The sequence below is a fragment of the Rahnella sp. AN3-3W3 genome (genome assembly GCF_003263545.1).
Taxonomy (GTDB): domain Bacteria; phylum Pseudomonadota; class Gammaproteobacteria; order Enterobacterales; family Enterobacteriaceae; genus Rahnella; species Rahnella variigena.
This window is the reverse complement of sequence record NZ_JYDG01000041.1, coordinates 93831-120005: the sequence shown is the minus strand read 5'-3', so window position 1 is coordinate 120005 and position 26175 is coordinate 93831. Positions and strand designations below refer to the sequence as shown.

24 protein-coding genes are annotated in these 26175 nt (G+C 52.4%); 13 read left to right on the top strand and 11 right to left on the bottom strand.

The features are described 5' to 3' along the window. Positions 1 to 103: 103 nt before the first annotated feature. The 4 genes from UC15_RS12640 to UC15_RS12625 all read right to left on the bottom strand — a co-directional run bounded on the left by UC15_RS12640 (position 104) and on the right by UC15_RS12625 (position 4236). Entirely contained in the window at positions 104 to 1447 is a 1344-nt protein-coding gene (locus UC15_RS12640) for an LLM class flavin-dependent oxidoreductase (RefSeq protein WP_112288777.1), read from the bottom strand. A gap of 35 nt (positions 1448 to 1482) precedes the next feature. After that, positions 1483 to 2043, bottom strand: a complete 561-nt coding sequence (locus tag UC15_RS12635; protein ID WP_112288776.1) for a GNAT family N-acetyltransferase — start codon at positions 2041 to 2043, stop codon at positions 1483 to 1485. 9 nt (positions 2044 to 2052) lie between these two features. Next, entirely contained in the window at positions 2053 to 3051 is a 999-nt protein-coding gene (locus UC15_RS12630) for an LLM class flavin-dependent oxidoreductase (protein ID WP_112288775.1), read from the bottom strand. A 243-nt stretch (positions 3052 to 3294) separates the two neighbouring features. Beyond that, positions 3295 to 4236: a LysR family transcriptional regulator gene (locus UC15_RS12625; RefSeq protein ID WP_112288774.1), complete on the bottom strand. Its 942-nt coding sequence runs from the start codon at positions 4234 to 4236 to the stop codon at positions 3295 to 3297. 333 nt (positions 4237 to 4569) lie between these two features. Here UC15_RS12625 and UC15_RS12620 point away from each other — a divergent pair, with 333 nt between their 5' ends. The 5 genes from UC15_RS12620 to UC15_RS12600 all read left to right on the top strand — a co-directional run bounded on the left by UC15_RS12620 (position 4570) and on the right by UC15_RS12600 (position 10187). Further along, a complete protein-coding gene (locus UC15_RS12620) occupies positions 4570 to 5169 on the top strand; it encodes a fimbrial protein (RefSeq protein ID WP_157960982.1) in 600 nt (199 codons plus the stop codon). 52 nt (positions 5170 to 5221) lie between these two features. Beyond that, positions 5222 to 5752, top strand: coding sequence for a fimbrial protein (locus UC15_RS12615; protein ID WP_112288772.1), 531 nt, complete (start codon positions 5222 to 5224; stop codon positions 5750 to 5752). Between the two features lie 85 nt (positions 5753 to 5837). Next, positions 5838 to 6509 carry a molecular chaperone gene (locus tag UC15_RS12610; protein WP_112288771.1) on the top strand — a complete coding sequence of 224 codons (672 nt, stop codon included), beginning with the start codon at positions 5838 to 5840 and terminating at the stop codon, positions 6507 to 6509. Positions 6510 to 6547: 38 nt separating this feature from the next. Continuing rightward, positions 6548 to 9202: a fimbria/pilus outer membrane usher protein gene (locus tag UC15_RS12605; protein ID WP_112288770.1), complete on the top strand. Its 2655-nt coding sequence runs from the start codon at positions 6548 to 6550 to the stop codon at positions 9200 to 9202. 16 nt (positions 9203 to 9218) lie between these two features. Continuing rightward, positions 9219 to 10187, top strand: a complete 969-nt coding sequence (locus UC15_RS12600; protein ID WP_112288769.1) for a fimbrial protein — start codon at positions 9219 to 9221, stop codon at positions 10185 to 10187. 344 nt (positions 10188 to 10531) lie between these two features. Here the strand turns inward: UC15_RS12600 and UC15_RS12590 are convergent, their stop codons facing one another. The 3 genes from UC15_RS12590 to UC15_RS12580 all read right to left on the bottom strand — a co-directional run bounded on the left by UC15_RS12590 (position 10532) and on the right by UC15_RS12580 (position 11973). Further along, positions 10532 to 10837 carry a helix-turn-helix transcriptional regulator gene (locus tag UC15_RS12590; RefSeq protein WP_112288767.1) on the bottom strand — a complete coding sequence of 102 codons (306 nt, stop codon included), beginning with the start codon at positions 10835 to 10837 and terminating at the stop codon, positions 10532 to 10534. 68 nt (positions 10838 to 10905) lie between these two features. Then, the gene (locus UC15_RS26250) at positions 10906 to 10989 is read right to left on the bottom strand and encodes an ash family protein (protein WP_112288766.1); all 84 of its coding nucleotides are present in this window, start codon (positions 10987 to 10989) and stop codon (positions 10906 to 10908) included. A 258-nt stretch (positions 10990 to 11247) separates the two neighbouring features. After that, the gene (locus UC15_RS12580; RefSeq protein WP_112288765.1) at positions 11248 to 11973 is read right to left on the bottom strand and encodes a pirin family protein; all 726 of its coding nucleotides are present in this window, start codon (positions 11971 to 11973) and stop codon (positions 11248 to 11250) included. A 155-nt stretch (positions 11974 to 12128) separates the two neighbouring features. On the opposite strand from UC15_RS12580, the gene UC15_RS12575 reads away from it, so the two are divergent. Then, positions 12129 to 13025, top strand: a complete 897-nt coding sequence (locus tag UC15_RS12575; protein ID WP_112288764.1) for a LysR family transcriptional regulator — start codon at positions 12129 to 12131, stop codon at positions 13023 to 13025. Positions 13026 to 13168: 143 nt separating this feature from the next. Beyond that, positions 13169 to 14227, top strand: a complete 1059-nt coding sequence (locus tag UC15_RS12570) for an NAD(P)-dependent alcohol dehydrogenase (RefSeq protein WP_112288763.1) — start codon at positions 13169 to 13171, stop codon at positions 14225 to 14227. 62 nt (positions 14228 to 14289) lie between these two features. Here the strand turns inward: UC15_RS12570 and UC15_RS12565 are convergent, their stop codons facing one another. Together UC15_RS12565 and UC15_RS12560 are read right to left on the bottom strand one after the other, a co-directional pair. Then, complete coding sequence (locus UC15_RS12565) at positions 14290 to 15216, bottom strand: DMT family transporter (protein WP_112288762.1); 927 nt, start codon at positions 15214 to 15216, stop codon at positions 14290 to 14292. Next, positions 15213 to 15800 (bottom strand): TetR/AcrR family transcriptional regulator, encoded by a 588-nt coding sequence (locus UC15_RS12560; RefSeq protein WP_112288761.1) that lies wholly within the window; start codon positions 15798 to 15800, stop codon positions 15213 to 15215. Before UC15_RS12560 ends, UC15_RS12565 begins: the two co-directional genes overlap by 4 nt. A 200-nt stretch (positions 15801 to 16000) precedes the next feature. Here UC15_RS12560 and UC15_RS12555 point away from each other — a divergent pair, with 200 nt between their 5' ends. Then, positions 16001 to 16429 (top strand): CopD family protein, encoded by a 429-nt coding sequence (locus UC15_RS12555; RefSeq protein ID WP_112288760.1) that lies wholly within the window; start codon positions 16001 to 16003, stop codon positions 16427 to 16429. A gap of 196 nt (positions 16430 to 16625) precedes the next feature. Continuing rightward, entirely contained in the window at positions 16626 to 18677 is a 2052-nt protein-coding gene (locus tag UC15_RS12550; protein WP_112288759.1) for an FUSC family protein, read from the top strand. Between the two features lie 58 nt (positions 18678 to 18735). Here the strand turns inward: UC15_RS12550 and UC15_RS12545 are convergent, their stop codons facing one another. Together UC15_RS12545 and yahO are read right to left on the bottom strand one after the other, a co-directional pair. Next, the gene (locus UC15_RS12545; protein ID WP_112288758.1) at positions 18736 to 20523 is read right to left on the bottom strand and encodes a sodium:proton antiporter; all 1788 of its coding nucleotides are present in this window, start codon (positions 20521 to 20523) and stop codon (positions 18736 to 18738) included. 151 nt (positions 20524 to 20674) lie between these two features. Then, positions 20675 to 20953: a DUF1471 family periplasmic protein YahO gene (gene yahO, locus UC15_RS12540; protein WP_112288757.1), complete on the bottom strand. Its 279-nt coding sequence runs from the start codon at positions 20951 to 20953 to the stop codon at positions 20675 to 20677. Positions 20954 to 21208: 255 nt separating this feature from the next. Here yahO and UC15_RS12535 point away from each other — a divergent pair, with 255 nt between their 5' ends. The 4 genes from UC15_RS12535 to efeB all read left to right on the top strand — a co-directional run bounded on the left by UC15_RS12535 (position 21209) and on the right by efeB (position 26084). After that, positions 21209 to 21778, top strand: a complete 570-nt coding sequence (locus UC15_RS12535) for a DedA family protein (protein ID WP_112288756.1) — start codon at positions 21209 to 21211, stop codon at positions 21776 to 21778. A 168-nt stretch (positions 21779 to 21946) separates the two neighbouring features. Continuing rightward, the gene (gene efeU / locus UC15_RS12530) at positions 21947 to 23575 is read left to right on the top strand and encodes an iron uptake transporter permease EfeU (protein ID WP_112288755.1); all 1629 of its coding nucleotides are present in this window, start codon (positions 21947 to 21949) and stop codon (positions 23573 to 23575) included. 7 nt (positions 23576 to 23582) lie between these two features. After that, positions 23583 to 24806 (top strand): iron uptake system protein EfeO, encoded by a 1224-nt coding sequence (gene efeO, locus UC15_RS12525; protein WP_112288754.1) that lies wholly within the window; start codon positions 23583 to 23585, stop codon positions 24804 to 24806. Positions 24807 to 24809: 3 nt separating this feature from the next. After that, positions 24810 to 26084 (top strand): iron uptake transporter deferrochelatase/peroxidase subunit, encoded by a 1275-nt coding sequence (gene efeB / locus UC15_RS12520; protein ID WP_112288753.1) that lies wholly within the window; start codon positions 24810 to 24812, stop codon positions 26082 to 26084. Positions 26085 to 26175: the final 91 nt, after the last annotated feature.

Sequence of the window (26175 nt, the reverse complement as noted above, 5' to 3'; positions counted from 1 at the left end):
GCCAGTTTGGGTGGCAACCCAAGGTCTTGTCGGTGTGGGCCGACGCCCACGACCTTGACCTTGACCTGAAGGCCAGCTTGGTCGGCAACCCAAGGTGTTGACCTTAAACCGTCAGTGCATCGGAATGCACACTCTTAGCAGTGAATTGATTCTCCGGCTCACTTAACCCCAGATTCCCCCGCAGGGTCTGCGCCTCATAGTCCGTCCGGTATAACCCGCGTGCCTGCAAAATTGGGATCACGCTGTCGATGAAATCATCGAACGCCGTCGGGGTACCGCCACGAACGATAAAACCGTCGGTTGCGCCTGAGGTGAACCAGTGTTCCAGACCGTCGGCGACGTCTTCGGCAGTGCCAGAGAAGGTCGGACGCGGTGTGGCGGCTTCCAGCGCGGCCTGTCGTAGTGTCAGCCCGTGTTCATGAGCGTTGCGTTTGATTTCATCTGTCGTGCTGCGGAAACTGTTTTGCCCTAAATCGCCGATGTCCGGGAAGGGAGCATCCGGATCGTATTGCGCAAAATCGTGATGCTCAAAGTAGCGCCCGAGGTAATCCAGCGCGCTTTCCAGCGTCACCAGTTGCGCGGTTTCCTGGTACTTGCGTTCAGCATCGGCAGGCGAGTCGCCGATAATCACGCTGATACCCTGGAATACGCGGATGTCCTCAGCGTCACGGCCGTGTTCTGCTAACTGGCGCTGGACGTCGAGGCGGAATTCACGTGCCAGTTCCGGGGTTTCCTGACGGGTGTAAATAGCGTCGGCAGCTTCGGCGGCAAAGGCTTTGCCCTGTTCTGATGCTCCGGCCTGAAAGACAACCGGACGGCCTTGTGGCGAGCGTCCGACGTTCAGCGGTCCCTGCACCGAGAAGTATTTACCGTGGTGATTGAGCGTGTGCAGTTTCTGTGGCGCAAAGAACTGGCCGGTGCTTTTGTTGCGCACAAACGCGTCTTCTTCCCACGAGTCCCACAGGCCTTTCACCACGCTGACGTATTCGCTGGCAATGCGGTAACGCTCGTCATGTTCCGGATGTTTATCGCGGGAGAAGTTTTTCGCCGAACCTTCCAGCGGCGAGGTCACTACGTTCCAGCCCGCACGGCCACCGCTCAGATGATCGAGGCTGGCGAACTGGCGTGCGACGGTAAACGGTTCGCTGTAAGAGGTCGATAATGTCGCCACCAGACCGATTTTTTGAGTCACCAGCGACAGCGCTGAAAGCAGGGTAATCGGCTCAAAACGGTTGAGAAAATGCGGAATAGATTTCTCGGTAATATAAAGTCCGTCAGCGACAAATAAGAAATCAAACTTAGCCTGTTCGGCTCGTTGCGCTAATTGCTGGCAGAACTGAATATTAATACTGGCATCGGCGACGGCATCCGGATGACGCCATGCAGACATATTTCCGGACGCACCCTGAATAATGGCACCCAGACGTAACTGTTTTTTCTGACTCATTGATTCATCCTTAAGATTATATTATTCAGCCGCCGTTAAGCCAGCGTGCGTAATTCAGCGACAGAGCGAACCAGCAACGCCTGCTCCTGGGCATCGAATGCCTGCTGATTGAGGATTTTGCGCAGATACACCAGTTCGACGCCCAGCGGATTGGTCGCCCGATGAAACGGCTCGTAACCGCGTCGCTGATACAATGCGGTCAGCCACGGATGTTTTACCGCCGTCGCCAGATACACGGCCGGTGATTTCAGCGTGTCGCGTAAGAATGTTTCTTCGACGTAACGGATTATTTCATTGCCAAAACCCTGACCCTTGGCGTGTTCCGCCACCGCAAACCAGTGGACAAATGGCCACGGCGCAAGATGATTTTTCGCAGGCGTCCACAGAAAACGCGTGGTCAGCGTCGCCGTCAGTACGCCGTCTTTTTCCAGCACATAGGTGGTTTCATTGCGGATAACATCCCGCACATCCTCAACGCTGGCGCGGGTGATGGTGAAATGAATGCCATGTTCCAGCAGCGGCGCGTAAGCTTTTTGCAAAAGGCTGTGCAGCGCAGCCGCTTCTGATTCCTGAGCAAGGCGGATCACGTGGCTCATAGTGTGTCCTTAAGCCAGCGCAACGCTGGACGTGGCTAACAGTTCGAGGGACCGCAGGCGCGCATGAGGCTGAGAAACCGGCGTATCAATGATAAATTCTTCCACACCGTACCTTGCCTGCAATGTTTCCAGTTGCTGATGAACATCCTCACCGGTGCCGTACAACACTTCGGACTGACGTTCTTCAATACGATGAGATTTTGCTTTTGACTGACGCAGATACGCCTCAACTTGTTCATGGCTGCCGACGTTGACGCTTTGCCCGTCGCTGGCGATAACGCGATACCGCTGCGTTTTATCCACCAGCCGTGCAGCCTGTTCGGTGGTATCAGCGACAATTACCGGCACAGCCAGAAGCGCCCGCTTGCCGTGACTGTCGTGCGAATAAGCGGAAAGGGCGCTGGAAATATCGCGCTCGTCGGCATTCAGGTGCGCAGCAAAGACGAAATTCCAGCCGAGACTGGCGGCCAGACGGGCGCTTTGTTCGCTGGCACCTAATAAGAAACGTGAGGCGGACTGCGGCGGCTGTGGGGTAGCAGAAAGCGCATCGGCGTCTTTGCCTCTGACGGGCACTGAAAGCCAGTCGTCGAGCTGACGCAATTGTTCCGCGAAATCGCCCTTACGTGCCGGATCCACCGCGTGTTGCAGGGCATGGGTCGAAAGCGGTAATCCGCCCGGCGCTTTGCCAATGCCGATATCTACACGGCCGGGGGCAAGTGATGCCAGCTGATTAAAATTTTCCGCCACTTTATACGGACTGTAATGTTGCAGCATGACCCCACCGGAACCTACCCGCAGGTGCTGCGTATGCGCGAGGATCCAGGCGATCACGATTTCCGGCGAAGAGATCGCGAGTTTGTCAGTATTATGATGCTCCGCGAGCCATAACCGGTGATAGCCCCAGCGCTCTGCATTTTTGGCGAGTTCCAGCGTCCTGCGTAATGCCCCTGCGGCATCTTCATGCTCATCCAGCGGACTTTTTTCAAGCAAACTTAAACGGTATCCCATCGTTTTTCCCTTTATTCGCAACACGTCGTTAACAGGGATTATTAAAGTCAGGGACAAAAGATGTAAAACAACAATAGTTGCTATGGAGTTGCGGGAGATGGAATAGGAGGTGAGGTTGGCGGGCGAGATATGCGCGAATCTTAGCCGGAGACGATTAACTGGTGTTTGAAAAACATAAAAGGCGACTTATGTCGCCTTTAAAGTGCTATAGCGGCATTGGTTAGTCAGGGAGTATTTCCCTCTTCAACTATGCAAGGTAGGAAACATACTCTCCAGAGATTTTATAACCTCAGAGAATAACTTATTATTTAAAGATGTTTTGTTATAAACCATATAGACCGGCATGCGTGGAAGATCCATATCCACATCAACCGAACAAATATCATATAGGTTTTTGTATTCTTCATATGCCTTGACAGGAACAAACGCCAGTGTATCTGTAGCTTCAACGACTGGCATTGCTGCACCGATGTAACCGACATAATAACGAATTCTCCTTTTAATATTCACTTTTTTTTCAAGCTTTTGAGCATAGTTAATTCGTAGTAAACTGTCGTTGTTTATAAATGTAAACTCTTCCCTCATGACATCTTCGGGGGAGGTTTTACCTTTAATTCTCGGGTGATTTTTTGCACGTATCACCATCAATGGTTCCTCATAAAGCAAAAACGTATTACGAGATAAATTTTTGTGCGGATTTATATCAAATATGATGTCAGCTTTACGAAAAGTCAGCAAGTCATCTATTGCCTGCGGAGAATTTCCTATAGCAGTGTGAACTACCTTGCAGCCAGGTGCTATTTTCTCGACCGCCCTGATTAATGGTCCCAGGATAGTGAGAGAAAAATAGGGTGGGCAATTAATCACTATATTTGAAATGGCAAGCGGGTGATCTATCTCCTGAAAACTTGACAATAAATTATCATAGGACTCAAAGAGTTTTTCATGTATTCCAGTTGCCGTTTTGGTAGGGGTAAGGTTTTTTCCCTGCCGGACAAAAAGGGGATCAGAAAAGTGATCACGTAAACGTCCAATAGCCTGGCTCACGGCTGAAGGGGTCAGTCCCAATATACCGGCAGCTTTGGTGATGCTGCCATGGATATAAACAGATTCGAACATGGTTAGCAGGTTGAGATCAAAGCCCTTAATAGCATGAAGACGTTCTGTGTTGTGATTGAGTTTCATATTTTCCTCACTTAAATGTATAAGAAACGATGGTTTGTTGAACCATTGGATGAGATTCGTGTGATATTTAAAATCGTTTAAAAATCAAAACAACGCACAAATCCATCATCCTTATTTTAGTCAATTTATACAGGGATAGATCTTGGGTTTATTTTTATAATATATTGAGTTGCGGCGTAATTTCCAAGTATCGGGGCGTGTGGGTAAATTATTAAATGCCATTTAGGATTTTTTTTTACCATCTAATTACATGTAATAACACAAATAATTATACAATCTTTAATATTCTGAATGAATGTTTCAGTTCACTGTGTTTATTTCAATGGCTGCAATGTGAATAATGCGTCTCCCCTGCTTATGGATTCAGGGTTTAACTTACAGACCAACGATGGAGAGAATATTTTGAAACTTAATACATTTGTAAAAATGAGCGTACTGGCTGCCGGTATGGTTGCAGCAATGGGCGCAAATGCTGAAGATACGGGTAATATTCAGATCACCGGCACCTTAATTGCAAGCGCATGTCAGGTAGATGCCGCAAGTATCACTGCACCCGTTCTGTTGGGTGATATCTCAAGCAGCACTTTCTCCGCTGTTGGTGATGCATCCGCTAAAGAGCCGTTTAGCATCCACATCACCGACTGCCCTGAAGGCCTGAATAACGTCATGATGGTCGCCAACGGTGCGAAAGACGCGACTAATGAAGAACTGGTGGCGTTAGACGCAAATTCGATTGCTACTGGTGTAGCAGTAGGTATTTATAACGCCGATGATAGTCTGATTAAAATGGGTCAAACCTCTGCACCTGTTGCCATTTCAGCAGAAAACCATGACGCAACTATTAATTTAAAAGCGGCTGCAGTATCAACATCAGACACTATTACTGGTGGTGCCTTGTCCGCTAACACAACATTTGTTCTGACGTATAACTGATATTACCTGTCGATATTAAAATTTAATAAATTTGGAATAAAGGATTAACCTAATGAAAATGAAACATATTAGCCTGGCAGTATTATTAGTTGCAGGCTTTTCAATGAATGCTGCGAATGCAGCTGAAACAGGCACCCTGCAGTTTAGTGGCAATATCCTTAGCAGTACATGTGGTATCGATGCAGCTTCCCTGACTGTGCCAGTCGATTTTGGTACTGTTGCTATCAGTTCTATCAATGGTTCCGCTGCGGGGCAAACGACAAAAGCTGCAGAGAAAGACTTTACTATCAAACTGAATGGATGTCCGTCAGATGTGGCTGCACAAGTTCAGTTTAACGGTACAGCTTCTGGCTATACTGCTACGAAAGCCTTTGTTGGGGGCATGCCAAACAATACCGGTGTGGTTATTAAGGATGCGACTGGCCTAGCGGTAACCCCTAACTCAATGGCAACATCTGAAGTGCAGTCATTAACTGCGGGGACTAATGAACTGAAGTACACCATGGGTTTAACAAAAACCTTTCAAAATGTAGTGGCAGGTACAATCAATAGCACTATTACTTATGTCATTAGTTATCAATAATATTTTCTGATATTAGCAATATAAATAGCTGGGCTTTGGCTAAGAAAGCAGAGCCCAATAATCTCAGGAAAAAGACGAGAGAAATATGAACATTGTAAAAACGATATTTCTAGCAGCGCTTTTAATTTCGCCATTCTATTCATTTGCCGGTTTTTCAGTAGGGGCGACCCGTGTTATTTATGATGGCGCAATGAAAGAAACATCAGTATCGCTGAAAAATACTGAAGATTCCAGCGTTTATCTTATTCGCTCTTGGGTGAGTTCAGATGTAAAAGGTGAGAAAATCCCATTTATAGTCACACCTCCTATATTTCGTATTGAACCAGGTCAGGATAATGCTGTGCGTATTACGCAGACAGCCTCAACATTACCTCAGGACAGGGAGTCTTTATATTGGTTAAATACTCTAGCTATTCCACCAGCCACGAAAGAAAAAAACTCACTGCAATTTTCAGTGAATACCAGAATAAAGATCTTCTATCGGCCGACTGGTATCAATAAAAGAGAGGTGGTTGCCAGTGCTTATCAGAAAATAAAATTCTCCCGTACTGTTAACTCTCTGTTGGTGAATAATCCGACACCCTATTATGTGAATATTACAAAAATAAATATAAATGGGAAGGAATTAAAGGACGGCTATATGGTAGCACCAATGTCTTCTTTGAATATCGATAATGCTCCGGCAGGAAACAGCATCGTCTGGCAGGCTATTAATGACTTCGGCGGATTAACCGAAAAAGCCAAAGCATCAATCTGAATAAGTCGAAAGATTAAAACCGGGAATGTCTGTTTATTATGGAAAATAACAATATTAAAAATCATCGGGACAAAGACAGCACCAGGAGAAAAGGTGAAGAAAGAAAGAGTGGCGCATTAAAAAGCACCACGACTGCCCGCTCTTTTTTATTAAAACCCTTATCCTTTTTCATATTGTTATCTCTTCCCGGATTGGCTTTTTCTGCAGAAACGTTTAACGCGGAAATGCTTAAGGCCATCGGTGATGGCGGTGACATGGAAAACGTCAATCTGGATTATTTCGCCGAAAAAGGCGGGCAGATGCCCGGCACCTATCAGGTGGATATCTACCTGAACAACCAGCAGGTTGACTCACGTAACGTTGAGTTTGTCAGCCTGCCGGATGCGCCGGGTAAACTTTATGGCGCGATCACGCCCGCAGAGATGGCAGAGTACGGCGTCAAGCTGGACGTATTCCCTGATCTGAAAGCCGTTGCACCTGATGCAAAACTGACCAAGCCGCTTAGCGCCTATGTGCCGCAGGCCACTGAAAATCTGGATTTAAACCGTAAGCGTTATGACATTACCGTACCGCAAATCGGGGTAAATCTACGTCCGCGCAACTCGGTTGACCCAAAGCGTTGGGATAATGGTATTAACGCCCTTATGCTGAATTACAGCTATTCCGGCTCTACCACGCAGCGCGACGACAGCGGTCAGTCAAAGAGTAACTTCGTTAACCTGCGCAGCGGGGCTAACCTCGGCGCGTGGCGTCTGCGTAATTATTCGACCTACAGCAATCAGCAAACTGAAGGCTCGCACGGCGGCGAAGACACCAGCACCAGCAAGTTTGAATCGATTAATACCTATGTGCAGCGTGACGTGCGGTTCCTGCAGGGCGGGCAACTGACGCTGGGCGAGTATTCCACGCCCGCCGACGTGTTTGACAGCGTCCAGTTTAACGGTGCGCAACTGGCCTCCGACGACCAGATGCTGCCGGATTCCATGAGCCAGTTTGCTCCGACAGTGCGCGGCATTGCTAAGTCTAATGCGCAGGTCACTATCAAGCAGAATGGCTATGTGATCTACCAGTCCAACGTTTCGCCGGGGCCGTTCGCCATCACGGATCTCTATCCGTCCGGTTACGGCGGCGATATGGAAGTAACGGTAACCGAATCTGACGGCTCCACCACCAAATTCAACATTGCCACCAGTTCAGTGCCGATTTTACAACGTGAAGGCCGCTTCAAATACAACCTGGCGCTGGGTAAATATCGTTCAGGTAATGACGATACTGAGACCCCGAACTTTATTCAGGTTTCTAATATTTATGGTCTGACCGCGCGCACCACCGTTTACGGTGGCGTGCAGTATGCCGAAAACTATCGTGCGGCTAACGTCGGCGTTGGTTTTGACTTAGGTTCCGTGGGTGCCGTGTCATTTGATGCCACCCAGGCCACCAGTGAGTTTGATGATGCGCCGGGCACCAAAAAAGGCCAGTCCTACCGGGCGATGTATGCCAAGAACTTCGAGGCAACGGACACTAACCTGCAAATCGCAGGTTACCGCTACTCTACCGAAGGCTACTATGCCTTCAGTGACGTGCAGGATTACCAGAAAGACACCGATAACGATTTCGACAACTACAACCGCTCGCACAATCAGCGCAGCAAAATGCAGGTGTCCGTCAACCAGACAATCGGCGACTACGGGTCGATTTATGTCAGCGGCAGCCAGCAGGATTACTGGGGCGGCGACGGTAAAGAGAAGCTGTTACAGCTCGGCTACAACACCAGCATTTACGGCATCTCCTACGGCTTTAACTACAACTACTCGAAAAATCCGGGCATGACCGAGGCCGATCAGGTGTTTGCCTTCAACATGTCCGTGCCGCTCGATAAGTTCATGGGGCCATCCGGCACATGGGCAACGTACAGCATGAGCAGCAAACGCCATGGTTCCACCATTCAGCAGGCCGGTATCAGCGGCACCTTGCTGGATGATAAAAACCTGAGTTATTCCGCGCAGCAGGGGTATGAAAATCAGGGCAACGGCGCGTCCGGTAATGCCAGCATGGATTACAAAGGCGGCTCCGGTGAAGGCAATCTCGGTTACAGCTATGACCAGGATACCCGCCAGTGGAGCTACGGCCTTCAGGGCGGCGTACTGATCCACGAAAACGGCATCACGCTGTCACAACCGCTGGGCGATACCATCGCGCTGGTGAAAGCACCGGGAGCCGATGACGTTGATGTCGAAAACAACAGCGGTGTCCATACCGACTGGCGTGGCTATGCGGTCGTGCCTTTTGCCCAGCCATACCGTAAAAACAGCGTGACGCTGGAAACCGAAAGCTTTGCTGACGACGTGGATATGGACATGAACACCCAGACGGTGATCCCAACCCGCGGCGCGGTTGTGCGTGCGGACTTCAAAACCCGCGTCGGTCAGCGTGCCTTAGTGCAGATGCTGTTCCTGGGTAAACCGGTGCCATTTGGTGCCACGGTCAGCCTGCTGGACAACGACAGCACCGTCACCGGCATTGTCAGTGACAACGGCGAAGTGTACCTGACCGGCCTGCCGGAAACCGGCAACATCATGGCGAAATGGGGCAACGGCAGCAACGAGCAGTGTAAAGGTGCTTACACGCTGGCCGGCAGCAATGCCAGTGACCCGTCTGCGCTGATTAAACAAATTACGGCGCAATGCCACTAAGGCATGAGGAAGTAACATGAAGAATTTCTGCAATATTTTAAGAAAAATCGGCTCCGGCAAAAGCGGGCTACGAACACTTCTGGCTGTCGTGTTATTGGTCGGGGGCGTGAATAACGCCATGGCGCTGGGGGTGTGTACTTACCCAACCACAGAGCCGCAGCTCATTTTGAACGCTGACTTTACCTCGCAGCAGGACTGGCCAACTGGCTTCGTCATCGGGGGAATGACTTATAGTCAACCCTATAGAGTGGCTGAGAATTGCTCTGGCGAGTATCAAATGACGAAAACAGTGAATACCGCTGTCTACCCTTCAGCCATCTCCACGATATTTAAAAGCGGTGTCGAGGGCGTGGGTATCCGGCTCGCGATAGGCGGTGCCACGCTGTCTACGGGGGCTAATCAGACCAATGGTAACGGAGACGGTTCGAGCCCGGTTAATCTGCAGGTAATTGACGTAGAATTCGTTAAAACAGGGGATATTGTCCCCGGTCCTATGACACCAGGGAAGTTAGCCACCATTGAGATGAAAGACAGCGCAGGGACAAAGCAGGTATTTACTGTGAATATAGGCTCGGTCAATATTAAGCAATCTTCGTGCGAAATTACCGGTTCCAGTGCAATCCCTGTGTCAATGGGCGATGTGATGAAAGAAGATTTTCAGGGCAAAAACTCAACGCTGAAACCCCAAAATATCAATATTCCACTGCAATGCAGCGCGGGAACCAAGGTGAATATCAATTTTGATGCGAAGTCATCAGAAGGCAACGGCATCATTGACCTGACGGCGGGCGGATCAGAAGGTGTAGGCATTCAGCTAAAACTAAACAGCACGCCGGTTGAACTTAACAAGACGCTGTTTGTGGCACAGGCCACCGAACAAGGTGCATTTAACATTCCACTGACCGCCGCCTATATACAAACTGCCGATACCATCAAACCGGGTATCGCTAACGCCGTAGCGAACTTCACCGTCACCTACGAGTAATGTTCACACATAACCGGCGGCTGATCCTTGAGAGATGCCGCCGCGCTGCACTTTGTTACTGATGTTATCCTGCCTGACCTTCAGCATCATACCCCGCCGTTAAATAGCGGCTCCAGTATCCCCCAACGGCTATCGCTGCGGCACCAGAAACATGGCCAGCGAGCATAAGCGCGCAGTTAAAAAACGCGGGATTCCAAAGGTTTCGTTTAAAACCCTTTGGGTCAGTGTGGGCTGCGAGCCCACGACCTTGAAACTGAATTCGATTTTAAAAGCGCCCCTGGTTCCCCACCTGCAAAACCTGATATCCGAAGAAGGGCGCACTTGCTGCGCCCTGGATTAACCCGCTATTCAGAGGTAGCCGCTCTTTTGTATGCAGGCCTTAAGGGCCTATCAACAAACTCCATTGTGACTGGATTAAAGTAACGACTAGGCCAAATCGTGGAGGGAGGAACTCCAATTGCCTGACCGATCAGCAATTCGCCTTTTGGCCACGGGCGGGACAAGGCATTTGACAAAGTGGATGAACCCAACCCTGCCGCGCGTGATACTGCGGCCAGAGTGGTACCTTTTTTGCGCAGTGCCGCAATAATGTCGGCAGGGTGCCAGTCCTGAAAAGGAAAAGATATTTTGGGTGGATAGTTTGTGGTCATTTCGCAGTTTCCGTTGCAAAGCGATGAGATAGCTACCACAAGAGGTGCAAATCTCTGGGGGTGATAGCTCAGACGGAGTTTGCACTACCGGGCACAACGGATGCCGGCCAGTCCGGAGACTGCCCCCTCTGAGCCACCATTGAGACGTGCATATTACACGAAAGCGTAATAAGCAACAGGTGTGCAAAGGCCTCGATATATAACGTAAACTATATATATCGACGTTGTGACATCCGGGGTGCAAATCCCGGCCACGGATTTTGCCGTAGCAAATCCACTATAGCGTAAATAGGTAGCGTAAACCAAGCGGATAAAAACGGGCATAAATGTTGATTTAATTAGGGTTTTTATCTGTTCAGCTAATACCAAAAAAAAGCCTCCCACATCAGGGGAGGCTTGAACCATTGCTATCAACGGGTTGGATGATTCACTTCTACCGGACGCAAATCAAACAGCAATACTTCTGCCTGATCTCCGTCGGTAAAGGTCAGTTTATCTTCCTGACGAACCCGCGCACCGTCGCCGGTTCTGAACTCGATACCGTTCACTTTAATGCTGCCGCGTGCCACATGAATATAGGCATAACGGTTCGGGTCAAGATCAACTGTCGCCTGTTCCGCGCCATCGAAGAAACCGGCGTAAATCTTCATATCCTGACGAACGGTCAGCGAGCCTGCGTCACCTTTTGGCGAAACGATCAGACGGAACTGACCGCGTTTGTCCGCTTCAGGCACAGACACCTGCTGATAACCCGGTTCGGTGCCGTTTTCCGCTGGCACAATCCAGATTTGCAGGAAATGCACGCTGTCGTCGCCGGAATGGTTGAACTCACTGTGCGTTACCCCGGAGCCTGCGCTCATCAGTTGTACATCCCCCGGGACGATCACTGAGCCGGTACCCATTGAATCTTTATGCGCCAGTGCGCCTTCCAGCACGTAAGAAATGATTTCCATGTTGCTGTGAGGATGCGCGCCAAAGCCGCGACCCGCTGCCACCTGATCATCGTTGATGACCAGCAGGTCTGAGAAACCGACCTGTTTTGGATCCCAGTAACTGGCGAAAGAGAAGGTGTGACGGGAATGCAACCAGCCGTGGTCACCTAAGCCGCGTTGTTCAGAGAGACGTTGTTCGATCATGGTGTACTCCTCAGTGTGTCAGGGAGGAAGTGCGTTTGCGCTTCCGATGAACAGAGAATACACGTAAACTAATTTGCTCAACAATGCGGTGGTTTGACTATCACTGTCACGCTTAAGTTGACAATAATGCGGCCTGCAAAAGAGAGGGAGAAGTGATGCAGATAGAAGATCTTCGTATTTTCGTCGCGGTGATAAAAGCCGGAAGTTTCACTGCTGCTGCCGAACAGCTGTTGTTGTCGAAACAGTACGTCAGCCGCCGTATGGCCGCACTGGAAGCGGGGCTGAATGCCCGTCTGCTTAACCGCAATACCCGCAAACTGTCGGTGACCGAATCCGGTCAGTTGTTTGCCGGACACGCGCAGCGCATCCTCGACGATATAGCAGAAGCAGAACGGGCGGTGTCGCAAAAGCGCCAGGTGTTGCAGGGTTCTTACCGCCTGAGTATTCCGATGTCATTTGGTATCAGCCATCTTTCACCGCTGATTGCTGAATTTCTGGGGCAGCATCCGGCGATTCAGTTTCAGGTGGATCTGGTGGACCGGTATGTCGATCTGGTCGGTGAAGGCTTTGATATTGCGCTGCGTATCGGCAATCTGGCTGATTCCTCGCTGGTGGCGCGCCGTCTCGGTGAACTGAAACGGGTGATCTGTTGCAGCCCGCAGTATCTGGAACGCATGGGGACGCCGCAAACGCCGGAAGACCTGCTGCAACATCAGTGTCTGCGTTATGGCCGTGAAGGGCAGACCGGCTGGGAGCTGGATCATAACGGCAAGCGTCGGTTATTCGAAGTGCGCGGCCCGATTGTCAGCAACAACGGCGAAGTGCTGCGCGATGCTGCCGTGGCCGGACTCGGGCTGGTGTTATTACCCGAATTCATCGTCGGACCGGCGTTGCAGTATGGCGCACTGGTGCGGGTGCTGGACGATTTCCACCCCGGCGCGCTGGATCTGCATGCCATTTATCCGCAGCATCGTCAGCGCAGCGAAGTCACCCGTGTGTTTCTGGACTTCTTACAGGAGCGGCTTAAAGCGCAGCGCGTCTCTGCGGCATGATTTGCAGGATAAAGAGCGCCCGGAACGAAAACTCTGCTCAGGCAAGTTGGCAGGATCAGGCAAGAAATAAAGAGAACTGTGGCTTGCTGCTGCGGGCTTTAAATCTATAGTAAATGGGTCATTAACACTTCAGGAGCTGACTGATGAAAACTGTTGGATTTGCGGCCTACGATCCTAAAAAACCGCTTGCTCCGTACGCCTTTGAGCGTCGCGGCCTGCGTGATAACGATGTGGCAATGGAAATTCTGTACTGCGGTGTCTGCCATTCAGATTTGCATACGGCGAGAAATGACTGGGGCTGGAGCTATTATCCGATTGTTCCCGGCCATGAAATTGTCGGACGCGTAACGCAGACTGGCAGCCAGGTCAGCCGGTACAAGATTGGCGATCATGTCGCGGTTGGTTGCATGGTGGACAGCTGTCAGGAATGCGATCAGTGTAAAAAAGGCGAAGAACAGCTGTGTCGTGAAGGGAATACCGGGACGTACGCCGGTTATGACCGTTTCACCAAAGAACCGACACAGGGCGGATATTCCAAGCATTTAGTGGTGCGCGAAGAGTTCTGTCTGCGTATGCCGGAAGGATTAGATCTCTCCAAAGCTGCGCCATTGCTGTGTGCCGGGATCACCACCTGGTCGCCGCTCAAAACCTGGAACGTCAAACCGGGCAGCCGTGTGGGCGTGATTGGTCTGGGTGGTCTGGGTCATATGGCAGTGAAACTGGCGGTCGGTCTGGGTGCGGATGTCACCGTGGTCAGCCGTTCGAATGCCAAAGAAGCCGACGCACTGGCCCTGGGGGCTAACCGTCTGCTGGTTAGCGCCGACAGCGACGCCATGGCGCAGGCACACGATCATTTCGATTTAATCATCGATACCGTGCCGGTAAAACATGACGTCACGCCGTACCTGCCGTTGCTGGATGTGGACGGCACGCTGGTGCTGGTCGGGCAGGTCGGACCGATGGACGAGTTCAACACGGTTCCGCTGCTTTTAGGTCGTCGTCGCGTGGCCGGTTCACCAATCGGCGGGATCCGCGAAACTCAGGAAATGCTCGATTTCTGCGCTGAGAAAAACATTCTGCCGGATTGTGAAATGATCCGTATGGATGAAATCAACGAAGCGTTCGAGCGCATGGAAAAAGCGGACGTGCGTTATCGTTTCGTTATTGATATGGCTTCTCTGGATGCCCCTGCGACAGTCTGATCAACAGGATCACTGAGCAGTAACAGAAATAACAATGGCTCCTGAATAACGGAGCCATTTTTTTATGCAGAAACGGGCAGCGATCCGCGTCTTTTCAGCGGTACGGTGATGAAAATCAGGCACAGCACCACCAGTCCGATTCCCGTCCAGCCCAGCGCAGGCAATCTTTCGCCGACAATCAGCACCGCTAATACCGCCGCCACAGCCGGTTCCAGCAGGGTGATGGTGGTCGCCATACTCGCCGGGATCCGCGCCAGCGCATAGCCGAAACAGACGTACCCTACGAACATCGGGATCAGCGCCATGTATGCGCCGACCGCTGCATTATTCCACGACGCCAGCAGCGGGCCGCCGGTGATAAACAGCACCGGCATCAGGAACAGGCCGCCAAGTCCGAAAGTGGCGCCCATCGCGGCGCGGGAGCCTATTCCCCGCTGCATGAGATGGCGTGCCGCCCAGGAATAGAGTGCGTAAGTCAGACCGGCAATCAGCCCGAGCCCGATCCCGGCAATGACGCCGGAACCCTGACCGGTTGCCGCATGACCGGCACTTTCGGCCACGCACAGTAAAATCATGCCCGCTACGCCGATGGCAGCGCCGGTCATCCAGCGGCGTGAAAGACGTTGCCCGTCGAGCGAATACTCAATCAGCGCCGACAACAGCGGGGCGGAACCGATAGAAATCACCGTACCCACCGTGACACCGGCCAGATGCATGGAGGCGTAAAATGCCAGCGGATAAATACCCACCGCCAGCGCGCCGGTCAGTAACATGCGCCAGTTCTGGCGAAACCGGTGGCGGCTGGCAATAATGCCTTTGGCGGAAATCAGCGCCTGCAATAATCCGCCCAGCCCCATCGCCACCGCACCAATCGCCAGCGGGCTGACGTCTGGCGCAAAGGTCGCGGCGGTCCCGGTCGAACCCCATAACACGGAAGCGAACAGAACGGCGAGGATCCCCAGCATGCGTTCCCTGCGGGCGACGATCATGACGCCTCCATCATTTCAGCGGCCATCGCCATTGCCTGACGCACGCACCGGCCATTGCCTTCCAGTCCGGCACGGGAGATCGCGCCTTCCAGAAGAAACGAGAAATGGCGCGCCATCAGCTGTGCTCTGGCTTCATCAGCCGGGAACAGTTCGCAAAGATGCGCGGTCACGATCGCTTCCACCTGTTCTTTATGTCCGCGTACGGCAACGCGTCCGGGCGCACCGGCGGGCAGTTCAGCCGCGGCGTTCAGCAATCCGCAGCCCCTGAATCCGCGTTCGTAAGAAAACTCCGCGTGATCGTCGTAAGCCTGAAAAACGGCCAGCACTTTCTCTTTCGCCGTGACCGCGTTTTTCAGTCTGCTGGCGTAAAGCTGTAACCATTCGTCGTGGCGGATTTCAATGTACGTCGCCACCAGTTCGGCCTTGGATTCGAAATTGTTGTAGAGGCTTTTTTTCGCCACACCGGCTCTTTTGATAATGGCGTCGATACCGGTGGCGGCGATGCCGTCGTTATAAAACAGTACGCGTGCTGCGCCCAGAAGGCGGTCGCGGGCGCTTTGCGGTGAAGAGTCTGATGCGGACATAGGCTTTCTCGTCACAATGAATTTGCAGTAGGTATACCAGTCTACCTACTTGTTGTAAAGTCAGTGAATGATAAGAGAAAGTGACGATTTTGCCCGTGCCTTTATTGTGGGAAAGGGACATAATCCGGCAAAAGCCGTGGAGAGACAGCAGGTTGGACTCATCCGGCGGGCAGCATTGTCGTTAACTTTCGGAGAGAAAAATGATTCATGAATGGCTGAACACCTTACATCTTATTGCAGGCATGTTATGGACTGGCGGGTTGCTGGCGCTGGCATTAATCAGCGTGGTGTTTCGCAGTGCGGGAACCGGCGCAAACGACGGGCTGCGGGCGCTGGCCGTCACCGTGCAAAAATGGAACCGCTGTATTACCAGTCCGGCGATGATCCTGCTGTGGGTGGCGGGGATCTGGATGATTGTCAGTCACGGCCAGTTCCCGCACGCCTGGTTGCTGATCAAAATGGTGGTGGTGCTGGTGCTTTCCGCGCTGCACGGTCTGCTTTCCGGCAACTTACGTCGTCTCGCCAGCGGTCAACCCGCTAAAGATTTTGCGCTGGTGCGCAAAGCCGGAACCGTCATTGTCATTAGCGTCATCATCATCGGCATTATGGCCATCATCCGGCCTTTCTAAAATTCTGATTTTAAAAAAGTCAGGCAGATGGCAGAGCAGGAAATCCACGTGAACGCGTGGATTTTTTATGTAGGGAGGTACAGATTATCAGTGGTGATTAATAGTCAGGTATGATTTGTTACAATCTTGAATCTGGTGCAGGAATTGGCAGCGTATAAAATGATGTTTTGAAACACGCTGAGCTGTTGATTCAACGATGAAATGGTTAACAAAAAATGCGCTTTTGTTCTCAGTCAAAACCTGTATTGCGGCATTTTTAGCCTTATATATAGCCCTCGAACTCAATCTCGATAAACCGGCCTGGTCGATGGTGTCGGTGTACGTCATCTCACAGCTCTATTCTGCGTCAACCCTTTCCAAAGCCACGTACCGCTTTCTCGGCACCGTGCTGGGCGGCGTTTTTATCTTTCTGGTGTATCCGTTTACGGTCACCGACCCGGTGCTGTTCAGCCTGAGCGTGTCGCTGTGGGTGGCGTTTTGCCTGTATCTTTCGCTGCATGACCGCACGCCGAAAGGCTACGTTTTTATGCTGGCGGGCTACAGCGCGGCGATCATGGGATTTGCCGACGTCGATACCCCGATGTCGATCACTTATACGGTGATTTCGCGTGTCGAAGAAATCACCGTGGCGATTGTGTGCAGTACGCTGATCCACATGCTGGTGTTTCCGGTGCGCATGCGCAATTTGCTGGAGAACAGCGTCAACAACTGGTACGAAAGTGCCAAAAAGCTGTGCAATGAATTACTGACCGTAACCGCTAAAGATCCGCTGCCGGAGCGGGAACATATTCTGGTGCAGATGGCTAACTATCCGCTTAGCGTGGAAACGCTGATTACGCACTGCGTGTTTGAAGGGGATTCCGCCCGCAGGCTGATCCGCCTGGTGATGGCACAGTATCAGCATTTGTCGTATCTGATCCCCACGCTGACGGCCATCGAAAAGCGTCTGAATCTGCTGGCCGAACAGCAAATCCCGTTTCCTGATTTTGTCTCAGAGACGTTCAGCCAGTTCCTGCTGTGGCTGAACAGCGCCGAACTCAGCGGTAATGCGCAGGGCATTCAGGCGGAAATCCGTGCGTCGCAGTCCCGCATCAAAAATCTTTATGAAAGTGGTGAAATGACACCTGAAGAAGGGCTGTTGTTCACCGGCCTGCTTGAGCGTTTGCAAAACTTTGTTCACATCACTGAATCGTATTACGGCGTAACCGAGCGGGTGACGCAGTTCACTAAAGAGAAAAAGCGCAGCAAAATAAAACTGGGGCTCAGAAAGCATATCGATGAAGGGATGATCCTGCTTTCGGCGTTTTGCGCTTTCACCGCCACCATGATTGGCTGCCTGTTCTGGATAGGCACCGGCTGGCGCGACGGGGCATCTGCACCGATGATGGCAGCGGTTATCTGTTCGTTCTTTGCCTCGCTCGACAGCCCGATTGCCTCGATGAAAGTCTTTCTGAAAGGGGTGCTGATCGCCATCGTCATCAGCGTAATTTACGCGGTGATCTTTATCCCGATGGCGATCACCTTTGAGTCGCTGATTATCTGTCTGGCACCCGGTTTGCTGGCGCTTGGGCTGGTCATTGCTAATCCTTCGACCAATTTTATCGGCCTGATTATCGCCACGCAGATCCCAGGCTTTATCGGCATGGGGCATGATTTTAAACCTGACGTACTGGTGATTGTGAATGCGGCGATTTCGACGATTGTCGGGATAATGATTGCGCTGCTGACCACCGCGCTTATCCGTAATAAGCGGCCTTCATGGACGGCCAAACGTGCGCTGCGCAAAGGCATCAAAGAGCTATTAAAGTTCACCAGCGAAATCAAAATCAATGCGTCTTCGCTGCGCGGAAGGCAGCAATACGTCGCCAGTATGCTGGATAAAGTGAACATTATTTTGCCGCGCAATAAAGCGGATCCGTCACCCAAAGTGGCGCTGGGCGGGAATCTGATCACTGAAATCTGGCTGGGCGTGAACTGCTATGATTTTTATGCCCGGCATCAGGACGTATTGAAAAATCATAACGTTGAAACGGAAGTGCTGATGTATGAGATTAATAATTACATCAAAAAGCGGCTGAAAAATATCTACATCGGACCGCCGGATTCGTTGCTCAATGCGCTGAATCAGGCGCTGCTGCGGCTTGAAGCGTTATGTCGTGCGGACATCGAACTGTTCACGCCGCTGTTCCATCTGTTTAACATCCGTATGGCGCTGTACCCGACCGCACGCTGGCCGGAACTGGCGTAACCCGTAATGAAATTGCCCGCGCCGCTGCTCCTTAAGATGAACCAGCGGCGCGGGTTTTTTATGCTTCGTTTTGTACCAGTGCAATCAGCGTGCAGGGCACCGGCGGGGTATTGCCGTCCCTGAGCACCACCAGTGTGTCGTTTTCCCGCACCGCAAACAGAGGCAGCACGCCGCTGTTTTTCTCCAGGTAATCTATCCAGCCAAAACTTTCATTCAGCTGCGTGGCTTTGATCACCGCACCTTTCGCCAGCAAAGAGCTGAGCTTCGAGTAGGTCGCGTCGCTGTTGAACAGCACTTCATGACGCTGAAAACGACTGTTTTCCTGCGAGCGGGCACCTTTGAGCGCCGGACCGGAGCGCACGGCATACACTTTTTCACGCCCGAAAATATGGCCGAAATGATAGACCGCCAGCGCGTTCTGATGGCGGTTCGGCGAAAGCGCCAATACCTGCGATACGCCGCTCAGATCGAGAAAGTTTTCTGCATGTTCTGACCACGCATTACCGTAATAGGCCGGAATGCCGTCCATCCGCGCCTGCCGGTAATATTCCCAGCTGCTGTCGGTGAGGCGCACCGGAATATCCTGCTTCATCAGCACTTTCGCCAGCATCCTCGCCACGCTGTTCGCACCGACGATCAGCACGCCGCGCGGCGTTTTCTGCTGTACCCGCAGCGCACGGGCAATCGCCCGGCTGGTCAGGCTTTGCAGCACCACGGTGCCAATGATAATGGCAAAGACCACGGTCACCAGTTTGTCGGCCTGCGGATAATTCATCCGCTGCAGCGTCAGGGCAAACAGCGAGCTGACCGCCGCCGCCACGATGCCGCGGGGTGAAATCCAGCACAGCAGCAGACGGTCACGCCAGTGCAGGGAAGAACGCCACGTCGAGACGGCAATACACAGCGGGCGGGCGATAAACTGCACCACCAGCAGCAGGCCGATCAGCGGCCAGCCCATTTCCACCAGTGCATGAATATCGAGGCGTGCCGCAAGAATGATAAACAGTGCGGAAATCAGGATCGCCGAAAGCTCTTCTTTAAAAGCCAGAATGTCAGTGGTATCGACATCGCGCATATTCGCCAGCCAGATGCCCATGACGGTGACGGTCAGCATACCGGATTCATCGGCAAGGGCGTTGGAAAGCCCGAACGCGGTCAGCATCACTGCCAGTACGCCGAGGTTTTGCAGATAAGCGGGGATCCACACACGGCGCAGTGCGACGCCCAGCACGTAACCAAAAACTGAACCCAGTATCAGCCCGGCGGCAGCGGTTTCGCCCAGCGTCCAGATAAGGTGTGTCAGGGATTCGGCGTGTTCACGCAGGGTAATAAATTCAAACACCAGCAGGGTAAAAATTGCGCCCACCGGGTCGATCACAATCCCTTCCCAGCGCAGCACCTGGTTAATGGCCGCATTCGGACGCACCACCCGCATTAACGGCGCAATCACCGTCGGGCCGGTCACCACAGTTACCGCACCGACCAGTGCGGCCAGTTCCGGCTCAAAACCAAGCAGCCACCAGCAGGCTAGGCTGATCACGGCGAACGTTACCAGCATCCCGATAGTGACGAGATTGCGCACCACGCCGCCCAGTCCGCGGACTTCGTCCACACGCAGCGTCAGCGCGCCTTCAAACAAAATGATGGCAACCGAGATCGACACCAGCGGAAACAGCAGATTGCCAAACAGGGCATCGGGTTGGATGACATGCGTCACCGGGCCAAGTACGACGCCGAGTAACAGTAAAGGCAGGATGGCCGGGATTTTTAATAACCACGCCAGCCACTGCGCCAGCAAGGATCCCAGACCAATGATGACCAGCATCAGCGGGGCGGATAACAGCATAAAATTTCCCTTTTATTGAAAGACACGAAAGACCAGCTGACGGCCATAGACAAAGTTTTTTAATGAGCATAATCGGGCATCAAAAAGCCCGCAAATTTGCGGGCCTCTTTTTATTGCATATAAACAAAATTATTGTATAGAAACAAATATCTTATTTTTTCTTATACACATCGGCATTGCCGTGAATTTTGTTGTTGGTGTTGCCTGAGGTTAATACGATAACATCACCGCCTTTTTTATCTGCCTTCTTGGACAGATCTTCCAGCGCGCCAGACTGAGACGTTTTATTCGACGTGCTGACCGTACCGATTTTGGTGTACTGAGATTCTACTTTTTCGAACTCGGACTTTTTCATCAACTGAGCAGAAAAAGCGCTGGAAGAAATCAAGCCGGCCAGAGCCACTGCGATAACGACGCTAATTTTTTTCATGTATGCCTCAAATGTCAGAATGCCCGTTAAGGGAAGATGTACTTGCCATAAGCGAATTTATAATTACCCTGTTGGCGACAAACCTTGCTGTAAAACAACGATTTATCGCTAACATTAAGTAATAGGCAAGGAAGTTAATAATTTCAAGGCTGAAATAAAATATTTAGCGATAAGTGCGTTTTTTGGCTTTTTATGCTACCTGATTTGGTACGGTGTCAGTCATTGCCCGCCAGCAGTCAGATTAATAAGGAAAGTATGTTTTCACTTGAATCTCTTGAAGCACTGATCAGAGCGCACGGGCTGCTGATTATGACGCCGCTGGCTATTCTGGAAGGGCCGGTAGTGACGGTCATCGCCGGTTATTTTGCACGTCTCGGTTATTTAAACTTAACCGGGATTTTTGCTGTGGTCATGGCCGTGGAAGTGTTCGGTGATCTGCTTTTTTACTCGCTGGGGCGCTGGGTGATTGGCGCGGACGGCAAACCACCGCGCTGGCTTATCCGTCTCGGCCTGTCGCAGGAACGGCTGGAAAAAGTGGTGAGCAGTTTTGAACGCAAAGCCGGACGATTGCTGGTGCTGGGTAAACTGACGCATTCCGCTGGCGCGCTGGTGCTGACCGCTGCGGGCATGGCGCATATGCCGCTGGTGCCTTTTCTGTTCTATAACATTATTGCGGCCATTCCCAAGACCTTGTTTCTGCTTGCCATTGGCTGGTTGTTCGGCGATATCCTTGCCGAAGTGAATAACTGGCTCCTTTACGCCTCTTTCATCCTGCTGATTGTGGCGGGCGGGGTGATCGTGAACTGGCTGAAATCAAAACAATAATTGCGTTGATTTTCGTCTGTTTACAATTCACCCCAGTTTTTCAGCAAATTTACATTTCTCACGCAATCTGTTGCAAATCCACATACTCCATTCCTTTCCAGCTATAGCGTCAACTGATATCAATTATCATTAATAATTTGATAATGCTTCTTGTTGCTGGAGTCACCTTTGTTAGCCACCTTTATTATCGGTCTGCGTGAGGGTCTTGAAGCCGCGCTGATTGTCGGCATTATTGCGGCCTTTTTACGTAAAAACGGCAAAAGTCTTTTTGCAATGTGGGTGGGCGTCGTGCTGGCGCTGGTGCTCTCCGTGATAGTCGGTATTGCGCTGGAAGTGACAGAGCGCGCTTTGCCGCAGGCCAGTCAGGAAGGGATGGAATCGGTTATCGGCGCGATCGCGGTGTTCTTTGTCACCGGTATGATCATGTGGATGAATACCCACGCTCACAATATGAAAAAAGAGCTGGAAAGCGACGCCGCCGAGGCCATCAGCCAGTCCAGCGCCTGGGCGCTGGCCAGTATGGCGTTTCTGGCGGTGCTGAAAGAAGGTTTTGAAACCAGCGTATTTCTGCTGGCGACGTTCTCGGTGGCGCAGTCCGCGATGTGGGCCGCGGTCGGCGCAGTGATCGGCCTTATCGTAGCGGTGATCATCGGCTGCGGAATATATTTTGGCGGTATCCGCATCAACTTATCGCGTTTCTTCCGCTATACCGGTCTGTTCCTGATCCTCGTGGCAGGCGGACTGATCATCACTTCACTGCAAACCGCACACGAGGCGGGCTGGCTGAATATCGGTCAGCAACGTATCGCGGATCTCTCGTGGCTGGTGCCGCCGGGCACTATCCGTTCCGCACTGATCACCGGCGTGCTGGGCATTCCTCCCGATCCAAATCAGATCCAGACTGTGGCGTGGCTGCTGTATATCGGCATAGTTTCGGTGAGGGTTTACTGGCCAGCACATCGTCGTCCGGCAGCGAAAAAAGCAGCGCGTCTTTCTCTGGCTTTCGCCGGTGTGATGGCGCTCGCCGCGCTGGGGCTGTTTCTGTTTTATCCCCCGTTTACCCTGCAATTGCCGGACAACGCGCCGCTGGTCAGCGACGCGCAGCAAACGCCTGCCGGTCAGGTGCAACTTCTCGTCACCGCCGGTAACGGCTATCAGCTCAGCCTGCAATCCGCCGCCGGGAAGATAACGCAGATAGCGCTGCCTGTGGAAAAAGCCACAACGGGTGAACGCGCAGGATTACCGACGCGTGAATGGAACACCAAAACGTCGCTGACGCCCGCCGGTGCGCCGGATGTCGTCTCGCTGGATCAGGTGGTGGCGCTTTACGGTAACCGTATTCCCATCGGGCTGAATCCGGCCATGCATCCGGGGCCTTATCAGGCGCAGTGGACGGTGCATTGCAACGTTCAGGCGTCTGCTGCCGGTGACAGGTTACTCGACGCCAGCGGGCAGGCGGAAGAAGTCATCACGCTTTCGGGCAGCGGCCTGCAATCGCCGCGCACGGTCACGGTGCGCACACCCACTGCCGATGTTTCTGCCTGCAACTGGCAGGTGAGCAATGCGTATCAGCAGCACGTTTCTGACGCTCTGCAACAAAGACAAACTTATCAGGACACTTATCGTTTCCGGGCTTACATGCTGCCTGCTTTGCTGGCGCTGCTGGCCCTGATTTTTGCTGTATCTGCACTGCGGGTTTTACTGCAATTCCGTCATGAGCGGTCATCTGTCAGCCGTGAATATGACCTGTCATTCGGTTCCCAACCACACAAACATTTGCCAAAAAATAAAGGATAAGTAATTCATGCGTAAGAAGAATTTTAAGAAAAAAGAATCGCTGATGACCGCCGCGGGCCTGACCGCAATGTTGATGTTTTCGCTTGATGCGCCAGCCAGTGCCTCACAGGCACCGGTGACGAATGGCGTTTCGCAGGTGAATATCACCATGACCGGCGACAAGGGCGGCACCTGTGTGGTGGAACATAATTCGGCAAAAGCCGGTCCGGTAACATTTAACGTGGTCAATAAAACCGCGACGGCCATTACCGAACTGGAACTGCTGAGCAACAACCGGATTCTGGGCGAAAAAGAGAACCTGGCGCCGGGGCTTCCGGCGGTCAAATTCACCCTGACGCTGGATGGCGGCAAATATCAGATTTACTGTCCGGGCGCAGAACATGAGATGACTGATTTCACCGTGACCGGTAAAAGCGCCGCGCAACCGGCGGGCAGCACTGCAACCATTCTGGCGCAGGGCACCAAAGATTACGCCACCTACGTCAATGGCGTGGTGGATGCGATGGTGGTGGCGGTTAACCGCCTGAAAGCCGACATCGATGCTGGCGACCTGGCGACGGCCAAAGCGGATTACGCCAAAGCGCGTCCGTTCTATGAGCGTATCGAATCAGACGTGGACGGTTTTATTCTGCCGGGCTTTAAGGCGACGGATAACGCCGGCAACCTCGATTACCTGATCGACATGCGTGCTTCAAATCTCGATCCGAAGGCGGGCTGGCACGGTTTCCACGCCATCGAGCGTGACCTGTTCGGTCAGGGAAAAATCACTCCTGAAACCAAACAGCTGGCGGCTGAATTGCAGAAGAACGTCGCACAACTCGATACGCTGACCAAAGCCCTGACCTACAAACCGGAAGATCTGGCCAACGGCGCAGCAGACCTGCTGGAAGAAGTGCAGAACACCAAAATCAACGGTGAAGAAGAAGCGTTCAGCCACTTTGATCTGGTGGATTTCGCCGGTAACGTCGAAGGCGCACAACAGGCGTTTGCCTTCCTGCAACCGGGTCTGGAAAAAATCGATCCGGCGCTCACGAAGCAGGTCGCCGCGCAATTCGCTGCCGTCCATACGCAGCTGGAAACCTACCGTGATGCCAGCGTCCCTGGCGGATACAAATATTACACCGCTGAACTCAAAGCCTCTGATGCCGCCAAGCTGAGCCGTTCTATTCAGGCGTTGCAGGAACCCCTGTCTAAAATCGGTGAGAAAGTGGCAGCTAATAAGGGAGCCTGATGAATGAGTGAACAACGCGAACCGGCCAGGGAAGCCGGTAAGTTTTCCCGCCGTGATGTACTGAAAGGCGCGGTAGCCGGTGCCAGCGCCCTGGCGATCCCGACCGTTGCCCACGCCCACGGTCAGGCGGTGGCGGCACAGGATCCTGAAGACAGAATCGACCTGTCTCGTCAGTATCCGTTCTATGGTGACGGCGGGCAGGTGGGCGTCACCACGCCGCCGCAGCGCCATATTATGTACATGACTTTCGATCTGACCACCACCAGCCGTCAGGATTTACAGGTCTTGCTGGCACGCTGGTCATCGGCGATTGCGCAGTTAATGAAAGGCGGCATTATTGGTCAGGTGGAACCGGCGCGTGACAGCGGCGTGGGAATGGACACCGGAGAGGCGATGGATCTCGGTCCGGCGTCACTGACCGTTACCGTCGGACTAGGCCCGCGCGTGTTCACCGACACCTTCGGGCTGGCGAAACAAAAACCACCCCTCATGCGCGAGCTGATGAAGCTGCCGAGTGATGATATGCAGCCGGAAATGACCGGTGGCGATCTCTCGTTGCAGGCTTGTGCCGACGATCCACAGGTGGCGTATCATGCCATCCGCGATTTAGCGCGTATCGCCAAAAGCACCGGCGCGGCGGCGACCCGCTGGACGGTGATGGGCTTTGGCCGAGCATCTGCCGGTAAAGGCCAGTCCACGCCGCGTAACCTGTTCGGTTTTAAAGACGGCACCCGTAACATCACCGAGAAAGCAGATTTTGATAAGTATGTCTGGATCAACGATGGCGGTCCGGCGTGGCAGCAGCAGGGCAGTTATCAGGTGGTGCGGAAAATCAAAATTCACATTGAAAGCTGGGATACAGACCGGGTCAGTGACCAGAATAACGTGTTCGGACGCCATAAAGTTTCGGGTGCGCCGCTGACCGGCACCAAAGAGTTTGATACCCCACACTTCACTCAAAAAGATGCCGACGGCAACTTAGTTATTCCGGCAACGGCGCATATCAGTCTGGCGGCACATGAAAACAACGGCGGGATTAAAATCCTGCGCCGTTCTTATAATTACACCGACGGGCTGAATAATATGGCGCAACTTGATGCCGGATTGTTGTTCATCAGCTATCAGAAAGACCCGGCGCAGTTCGAAGCCTTGCAGACAAAACTCGGTGCATCGGACGCGCTGAATGAATACATCTCGCATATCGGTTCAGGGATCTTCTTCGTGCCACCGGCACCAAAAGAGGGCTCTTATATCGGGGCGGAGATGTTTGAGGTTTGACGGTGGAAAAGGTTTTACGCTGCATGGGTTGAGGGCAGCGTAAAACCAGTGTTGCCCTCTGAGGGGCCGGTTTGTGCCAGAAGCGGACACT